General features: G+C 65.9%; 8 protein-coding genes. 3 read left to right on the top strand and 5 right to left on the bottom strand.

The window, feature by feature from the left end:
* The 5 genes from FJY73_05250 to FJY73_05230 form a co-directional block, all read right to left on the bottom strand.
* The coding region (locus tag FJY73_05250) for a hypothetical protein (protein MBM3320065.1) at positions 1-168 on the bottom strand (168 nt) is incomplete at its 3' end.
* Positions 161-1,168, bottom strand: coding sequence for a DUF4340 domain-containing protein (locus tag FJY73_05245; GenBank protein MBM3320064.1), 1,008 nt, complete (start codon positions 1,166-1,168; stop codon positions 161-163). The genes FJY73_05245 and FJY73_05250, both read right to left, overlap by 8 nt.
* The gene (locus FJY73_05240) at positions 1,165-2,778 is read right to left on the bottom strand and encodes a GldG family protein (protein ID MBM3320063.1); all 1,614 of its coding nucleotides are present in this window, start codon (positions 2,776-2,778) and stop codon (positions 1,165-1,167) included. Before FJY73_05240 ends, FJY73_05245 begins: the two co-directional genes overlap by 4 nt.
* A gap of 3 nt (positions 2,779-2,781) precedes the next feature.
* Positions 2,782-3,498, bottom strand: coding sequence for an ABC transporter permease subunit (locus FJY73_05235; GenBank protein ID MBM3320062.1), 717 nt, complete (start codon positions 3,496-3,498; stop codon positions 2,782-2,784).
* On the bottom strand, positions 3,495-4,439 hold the full coding sequence (locus FJY73_05230; protein ID MBM3320061.1) for an ATP-binding cassette domain-containing protein: 945 nt from the start codon (positions 4,437-4,439) through the stop codon (positions 3,495-3,497). Before FJY73_05230 ends, FJY73_05235 begins: the two co-directional genes overlap by 4 nt.
* Positions 4,440-4,716: 277 nt before the next feature.
* On the opposite strand from FJY73_05230, the gene FJY73_05225 reads away from it, so the two are divergent.
* From FJY73_05225 to FJY73_05215, 3 genes are read left to right on the top strand one after another with little or no spacing between them, the layout of a single operon-like run.
* Positions 4,717-5,934, top strand: coding sequence for an NAD(P)/FAD-dependent oxidoreductase (locus FJY73_05225; protein MBM3320060.1), 1,218 nt, complete (start codon positions 4,717-4,719; stop codon positions 5,932-5,934).
* Complete coding sequence (locus tag FJY73_05220) at positions 5,931-6,155, top strand: 4Fe-4S binding protein (protein MBM3320059.1); 225 nt, start codon at positions 5,931-5,933, stop codon at positions 6,153-6,155. The genes FJY73_05225 and FJY73_05220 overlap by 4 nt, the downstream gene beginning before the upstream one ends.
* Positions 6,152-7,636 carry an oligosaccharide flippase family protein gene (locus FJY73_05215; GenBank protein ID MBM3320058.1) on the top strand — a complete coding sequence of 495 codons (1,485 nt, stop codon included), beginning with the start codon at positions 6,152-6,154 and terminating at the stop codon, positions 7,634-7,636. Before FJY73_05220 ends, FJY73_05215 begins: the two co-directional genes overlap by 4 nt.
* Positions 7,637-7,822: the final 186 nt, after the last annotated feature.

The following is a 7,822-nucleotide window of genomic DNA, read 5'->3' as shown; positions in this document are numbered from 1 at the left end:
GGCCGAGGCGATCACCGTGCCGACCTGAAGGCGCTTGCAGGTGCTCCGGCGCGCGAGCAGGAAGGCCATCTTCATGTAGATTTCGGGGAAGCTCGGGCGCGTGGAGGAATGCCTGCTCTCCCTGCGTCTCTTCGCGGAGGGGGACTTCGGGCGGCGCGCCTTACTCATCCGCGGAAACCTCGCCGGCCCCTTCCTCTTTCTCTTCGGGCGCGGCGAGCGTGTCGGGCGGAATCGGCTCAATGAGATCGGATGCCGGCCTCAAGTAGTTCGCGACGCGCGCCTCGGGAACGAGAAAGAGGACATCGTCCTCCGCGCGCTTCACGTAGCGCCCGCCGCCCTCCGCTTTCTCCCTCCCGATGAGGAGCGTTCGGTCGGGCTCGCCCTGCATCTCGATTCGCACGATCGCCTCCGGCGCGTCGAGGCCGGTCTCCGGGAAATCGGACGCGGGAACGATTTCGATGCAAGTGAGCCGCGTGAGCCCGCGCGCGAGCGCCACCCCAAGCGCTCCGATCGGACGGTGCCCTTCCGGTTTCGTCGCCGCCCAATCGCTCTCCCCGCGGTTCTCCAAGCGAATCGTCTCGCCTCCCTTTTCGATTTCGAGCGAGACCATCTTCTCCTCTTCGAGACGGAAGACCGCCTTGTCTTTCCAGGTGCGCGTTCCGCGGTCGAAGATGCTCCGGAGCGGGTCCATCTGCCGGAACACGATCGGCCGCGAGGCGTCGCGGACGTACGTGCTCCGAAAATCCTCTCCCGTCTTCCCGACGAAGAAGCGAGCCGCAGGCGCTCCGCCGGCCGAGAGAATCACCTCCACGGCGCTCGCGCTGTCCACCTCGAAGATCTCGTGCTTGTCCGGATTTCGCGAGACGATCTCGCGCGCCGAGAGGTCCTTCGCCGCCGCGAGCGCTTTCCCGACCACTTCCGGATCGGCGGGGAAGCTGTCCTCGGAGGCGGCCTTCCAGAGACCGCCCTCGCGGTAGAGATCGACCGCGGCGCGCGCGGTGCGGATCTCGACCCGGTCGACGCGGCTCGTGTCGAGATCGGGATAGAGAAAATCCGCGCCCGATTCTCCCTTCACCCGGGTTCCGCTGCGCTCGCCGCGGGCAAGAAGAACGATGATGCCGAGGAGAACGAGAAGAATTCCCCCGAGGAGAAGCGGGTTTCTTCTCATGCCGACCTCTCTTCTGCGGCGAGCGCCGCGGCGCGCCGGTTCCGGAGCCTCAGGAAGCGGACGAGGCCGAAGAGGACCACGAGGATCGGAACGCCGAACACGGCGAGGAAACGCGCGAGCGCTTTCCCCTTCTCCGAGATCTCCCGGAGTGGGCGGTCGACCGCGGCGCGCGAACGGATCGCGATGAGATCGTCGCCGAGCGTGAGCCAGTCGACCGCGTTCTGGAAGAAGACACGGTTCGCCGGGAACTGGCCGATCATGTCGTCGAGGAATCCGTTCGCGGATCCGACCGCGACGACCTGCGTCTCCGCGCTCCGAGAAATCGTCTCCGAGCCGCCGGCCGCCGCGCCGTCCGTCTCGTCGATCGTCGGGATCGGCTTCCCCTCGAAGAAGCTCGGGAAGATGCCCGACGCCGCGAGGGCGAGCGGTAGCTTCTCCTGCGGCTCGCGCGGCGCGTCCTGGAAGCGCTGCTGCGGGTTCAGGTCGTAGCCGCCCGTCTTCATCCACGCGAACTCGCTCGTCATGAGGAGCGTGTCGATTAAGACCGTCTCGGGGGCATCCGCCGCGGCGCACACGGTCGATGTCCACGGGAGCACGATCCCGCTCAGCTTGTTCACCATCGGATGGTTCGGATCCGCATTCTCGGGAAGCACCCTCACCCAGAACGGATACGGCATCGAGAACATGAGAAATCCCTGGCTGAACGACGCGTTCGCGTTCGAGCGGGCGTCGAGCGCGAGGTTCGCGCCGACCTCGATGCCGTAGCGCTCGAGCAGATTCTCGAGCCCCGAGCGTTTCGCGAGCGCCTGGATGCTCCCCTCCGGGATCTCGATCGGATCGAGGAAGGCGAGGAGCTTTCCGCCGCGCATGACGAACTGATCGATCGCGTAGAGAGCCGCGTCGGAGAGGTTCTTCGGGCTCGCGACGATGAGCGTGTGCACATCCGTCGAGATCGGCCCGCCGCGCGCGAGATCGATCGGGACCACGCGATACTGGCGCTCGAGAGCCCCCTTCACGCCCGCGAGGCCTTTCTCGAGGGTCGGTCCTTCGCTTCCGACGAGGAAGCCGACCACCTTCTCTTCCTTCCGGAAGACCTTCAGGATCGCCGCCGTGAGATCGTACTCGAGGTTCTCCATCCCCTGCACGACCGGGATCACCTCGCTTCGATCCTCGTAAAGGACCGCGATCCCGAGATACGCGTTCGTCACCTCGGCCTTGTCCTTCTCGAAGATCTGAAGCTGTACCTCTGGAATGCCGAGGACGCGGCAGCGCTGCTCGAGTTCCGGATCGTCCGCCGGATCCTCCCTCTCGACAAGGAGGTTCTCCTTCCCGTACGCCTGGTACTCGTCCAGAAGATCCCGTACCGCCTGGTTCAGCGTGACCAGATAGGTGGGAAGGTTCTTGGAGAAGTAAACCTTGATGCTCACGACATCGTCGAGACCGCGGAGCATCCGCTTCGTCGACTCCGAGAGCGTGTACTCCTTGTTCTCCGTAAGATCGATCCGCGCGAAGCGGTTCACCGAGAGGAGGTTGACGACGATGAGAACCGCGAGAACGATCCCGACGAGAAGAAGCGAGCTCGTTCCGAGCCTGGTGCGATCACCCGCCATGGCCTATTTCCACTTCCGGCTCTCGACGGAGCGGATGTTGAGAAACAGGAAGAACCCGATGACCGATAGATAGTAGATCACGTCGCGCGAGTCGATTACCCCGCGCCCGATCGAATCGTAGTGCGCCCCGAGCCCGAGGAACTTCAGGATCGGGACGAGCGGGCGCGGCGCGTTGTAGAGGACGAACTCCTCGCTCACGATGAAGAAGGCGAAGATGAGCGTGATCCCGATGATGAACGCGACGATCTGGTTCTCGGTGAGGCTCGAGACGAAGAGCCCGATCGCGAGGAAGGACGCGCCGAGAAGGACCGCGCCGATGTATCCCCCCCAGATCGCCCCTCCGTCCGGATCCCCGAGGACGGAGATCAGGATCGGAAGCGAGAAGGTGAGGGCGAGCGTCACCGTGAGGAAGAAGAAGCTCGCAAGGAACTTACCGAGAACGACCTCGTGATCCTTGACCGGGAGGGTCATGAGGAGCTCGATCGTCCCGAGCTTCTTCTCTTCCGCCCAGAGGCGCATCGTCGCCGCGGGAACGAAGAAGAGAAGGAGCCAGGGAAGGATGCCGAAGAAGCCGCGCATCGACGCCTGGCCGACGAGGAAGAAACCGCGGAGAAAGAGCCACGAGGAGAGCATGAGGAAGAACGTGATGTAGATGTACGCCACCGGCGAGTCGAAGTAGCTCCGGAACTCCTTCCTGGTGATCGTCCAGGTGTTCTTCACCCGTTCTCCCCCCGCGTGAGGCGCCGGAAGACGTCCTCGAGCGTGGCCGCCTCGACGTGAAGCTCGGCGAGCGTCCAGGAGCTCTCCACCGCGAGCCGGAAGAGCTTCTCCCCGAGGCCGCCCGCCTCTTTTCCTTGAATGGTGAAATGATGAAGCCCGTCTCCGGTCGAGTGGAGAGAGCGAACCCTATCGACGAAGGGCGCCGCGGCGAGCATCGTCTCGATCGTCTCGCGCGGGGCGCCGCGAACCGCGAGCTGCACGACCCCTCTCCCCTCGAACCGGCCGGCAAGTTCCTCGGGGGCGCCCGATGCGATCAGGCTCCCCTCGTTGATGATGAGGACTCGCCCGCACGTCTGAGAGACCTCGGGGAGAATGTGCGTGGAGAGGATCACGGTCTTGTCGCGCCCGATCTCCTTGATCAGCTCGCGGATCTCGATGATCTGGTTCGGATCGAGCCCGCTCGTCGGCTCGTCGAGGATGAGGATGTCCGGGTCGTGGATCATCGCCTGCGCGAGCCCGACCCTCTGGCGGTATCCGCGCGAGAGATGGTGGATCACGCGCCCTACGACCTTCTCGAGGCCGCACACCTTCACCATGCGCGCGATCCGTTCGCGGGTCTCGCCCGGCGGGATGCCGCGGATGTCCGCGATGAAGCGGAGAAAGTCGATGACCTCCATGTCGCCGTAGAGGGGGGCCCACTCGGGGAGGTAGCCGATGCGGCGTCGCACGGAGAGGGAATCCTCGAGGATGTCGTGGCCGGCGACGCGCGCGGTCCCCTCCGTCGGCGGGATGTAGCCGGTGAGGATGCGCATCGTCGTGCTCTTGCCCGCGCCGTTCGGCCCGAGAAAGCCGAGCACCTCTCCGCGGGAGACGTCGAACGAGACGTCCTTCACCGCCACGGTGGAGCCGAAGTTCTTGGACAGATGTCGGACCTCGATCACGGCCTTGGCTTTCTCTTCTCTTGGTTCGATCCGGCGGAGACCCCGCCGTTGAATACGAACAACATGTAGGCGGAAAGTTTCGCCGACCGGGCCGCTTCTGTCAACCCCTTTTGAAATGGGGAAACGGGCCCGTTTCGACGGGGCGAGGCCCTTCTCCCCCCGCCGAAACCGGTACGCTTCCCTCCTCCGCTCCGTTCGTACCCCGGAGCGGCCTCGGCGGTTCCCCTGCGGGGAAGGGTCTTCTATTATAATGCAGGCGACCGACAGGGAGAACCGGATGGCGAACGGCGAACATGTCTACGACGCGATCGTGATCGGGGCCGGGCCGGCCGGGTCGATCGCGGCTCTTCGTCTCGCCGAGGCGCGGCATCGCGTGCTTCTCGCGGAGAAGCGCCCGCGAATCGGGCATCCGGTGCGCTGCGCGGAGGCGACCGGCCCCCGCGACGAGATCGCGCGTTTCGTTCCGGTGGACGAATCGTGGATCGCGCTTTCGATCGAGGGAGCGCGCTTCGTGAGCCCGCGCGGAACGGTGTTCGAAAAGGCGACGCCCGGAATCGGCGTCATGCTCGACCGCGCGCGCTTCGACCGAGGGCTCGCCGACCGCGCGGAACGCGCGGGGGCCGAGGTGCGCACCGCGTGCCAAGCGATCGGCCTCTTGAAGCGTAACGGATCGGCGCGCGGCGTCCGCTTCCGCGAGAAGGAACACGATTGGGAAGCGGAGGCGCGGGTCGTGATCGGCGCGGACGGGATCGAGTCGCTCGTCGGAAGGTGGGCCGGCCTCGAGTCCGGCTGGCGATCGGACGAGCTTTTCAGCTGCATCGAGGTTCGGCTTCGCTCGCAGCGCGCATGCGACCGCACGCTCGAGTTCCATTTCGGGTCGTCGGTCGCGCCGGGCGGGTACGCGTGGGCGTTCCCGCGCGGCGGAAACGAATGGAACGTCGGGCTCGGCGTCGACCCCTCGCGAGCGGAGCGTGTCCCCGCGTCGGTTTTCTTGAAGCGCTTCCTCGCGCGCTTCGATCCGGAAGCGGAGATCGCGGAGACGATCGCGGGGGCGGCGTGCCGCTCGCGCTCGCTCGAGCGGATCGTCGGCGACGGGATCGCGCTCGCCGGGGACGCGGCGCATCAGGGGAACCCGCTCACCGGGGGCGGCATCATGAACGCGCTCGAGGCGGGGGATCTCGCGGGGCGCGCCGCGTCGGAGGCGCTCGCCCGCGGCGAGGTCACGCGCGAGGCCCTTTCCCGCTACGAAGACGAATGGAAGCGCACGGTCGGGACGAGCAACGACCGCTTCCTCGCGCTCGCCGATCTGCTCTTCAGGAAATACGGGGACAAGGATCTCGAGAGGATTTGGGAGGGGATGGAGAAGTTCTTCCGCGCCCGCGCCGGGGGCGGCAAGGTCGCCTCTCTCGCCGCGGCCCTCTCCTTCCCGGGGGACTTCGTGCGGGCGGCGCTTCCCATCCTCGCCGGATTCTCGAACCGGAGGATTTTCTTTTGACGCAAAGGATCGGCGCGCAGCCGTTTCTACGCATCGACCGGGAGAAGTGCCTCTCCTGCGCGGCGTGCGTGGCGGTCTGCCCGCTCGAGGCGCTCCTCCTCGCCGGCCTCGATCTCGTCTTCGCGGAGGAGACGTGCACCGGCTGCGCGGAGTGCTTCCGCGTCTGTCCGACCGCGGCCCTCCTCCCCGAGAGCGGGCGCTTCTATCGGGAGGTCGCGTGAGCCGCAGGCAGGTCCTCCTCGATTGGGCGCGCTACGCCGGGAGTCAGTACGTCGCCAGGCTCTGTACGCTCGTGCGCGGGTTCATCGTCGCGCGCATCCTCGGGCCGACCGAGTACGGGAAGTGGATCGCGCTCCTCCTGATCTACGAGCTCGGGGCGTACGTCCACTTCGGCATTCTGAACGGGATGGACCGCGAGATCCCGTTTCATATCGGGAAAGGGGAGCGGGAGAAGGCATGGGGGTATCGCGACAGCGGCTTCACGGCGGTGCTCGGCTTCACGTCGTTCTTTCTTCTTGCGCTTATCGCGGTCGATCTCCTGAACTGGAAGAGCTACACGCCCCTCACGCGCTTCGCTCTCCCCGCGGCCGGGATCGCGCTTCTCATCGAGAACCAGATTTTCCTTCACTACAATCTCTTTCGCGCGCAGCAGAGGATCGGCCCCCCCGCGGAGGGCTGGGCGGTCCAAGGGATCTCCAACCTCGCGCTCTCGATCCCGTTCGTGCTTCTCTTCCGCGTGTACGGGCTCTTCGTCGCGCTCATCGCGTCCAATCTCGTCACGCTCGCCGTGCTCCGCGCGCGTTCCGACTGGCGCTTCGGATTTCGCTGGAACCTCGGCGAGAAGTGGCGGCTCCTCCGGCGCGGCGCGCCGATTCTCGTCTATCTCTTCGTCGAGGTGCTTCTCCGCCAGGTGGACAAGCTCGTCATCATCGCGTTCTTGAGCCGTGAAATGCTCGGGTATTACGGGATCGCGTTTACGGTCGCGCAGATGCTGATGTACGTGACGACCGCGGCGAGCTTCACGATCTTCCCGCGTTTCCTCGCCGAGTACGGAAAGACCGGGGAGATCGGCTCGCTCGCGCGCACGCTGAAGGAGCCCACCTTCGCCTTCTCGATCTTCATTCCGTTCTTCCTCGGGCTCGTCTACCTCTGGATCCACATCCCGATCGAGCATCTCCTCCCGAAGTTCCTCCCGGGGATCGCGCCGATGCGGATCCTCCTCTGCGGGACGGTTTTCTATTCGCTCGCGTCCCTCTCGAGCTACTTCCTGATCGCGGTGAACCGGACGCGCGTCCTTCTCGCCGGGGGGCTCGCGATCGTCGGTGTCGAGGCGGTCCTCACCTCGCTCCTCGCGAAGCGGTACGGAATCGAGGGGGTCGCGGCAGGGGCGGCGGTTTGCCAATTCCTCTACGGCACGATCCTCCTCGGCTACGCGCTCCGCCTCGTGCCGGAGGGGGGGCGGAGCGCGGCGGGAGCGGTCTTCCAGACCTACGCGCCGACGCTTTATGTCGCAATGATAGTCGCGGTTCTCTTCCGGCTCCTCCCGCCGACCGAAGCGACGCTCGCCGGCGACATCGGGATGGGGCTCGTTCGCGGAGGGATCCTCGCCGCCGCCACCGTGCCTCTCTGGATCCTTCTCCAACGAAAGACCGGCGTCTTCACGCTCGCTTGGGACCTTCTGAGGAGACGCAAGGAACCGTAGGATATCGAATCGCGCATTCCCCGCTCGACAGGCCGTCGGACGGCGGGTCTCAGGCGCCCAGGTTTGTCTTGCTCCGGAGACGGGGGGGAGGCAGAGCGGCGAGTTGCCGCGCGCCGCGCGCGGCATGTTTGAGCAAGCGAGCCCTGCCCCCCGGCTCCGGAGCTCTCCGTTCCCGAAGTCATACGG

The organism is Candidatus Eisenbacteria bacterium (assembly GCA_016867715.1).
Classification (GTDB): Bacteria; Orphanbacterota; Orphanbacteria; order Orphanbacterales; family Orphanbacteraceae; genus VGIW01.
This window is presented reverse-complemented; position numbering and strand designations above follow the sequence as displayed.

What these genes read in the sequence shown, in the direction of transcription:
- FJY73_05245 (MBM3320064.1), bottom strand. Translation starts at nt 1,168, where the DNA reads ATGAGAAGAAACCCGCTTCTCCTCGGGGGAATTCTTCTCGTTCTCCTC.
- FJY73_05240 (MBM3320063.1), bottom strand. Translation starts at nt 2,778, where the DNA reads ATGGCGGGTGATCGCACCAGGCTCGGAACGAGCTCGCTTCTTCTCGTC.
- FJY73_05225 (MBM3320060.1), top strand. Translation starts at nt 4,717, where the DNA reads ATGGCGAACGGCGAACATGTCTACGACGCGATCGTGATCGGGGCCGGG.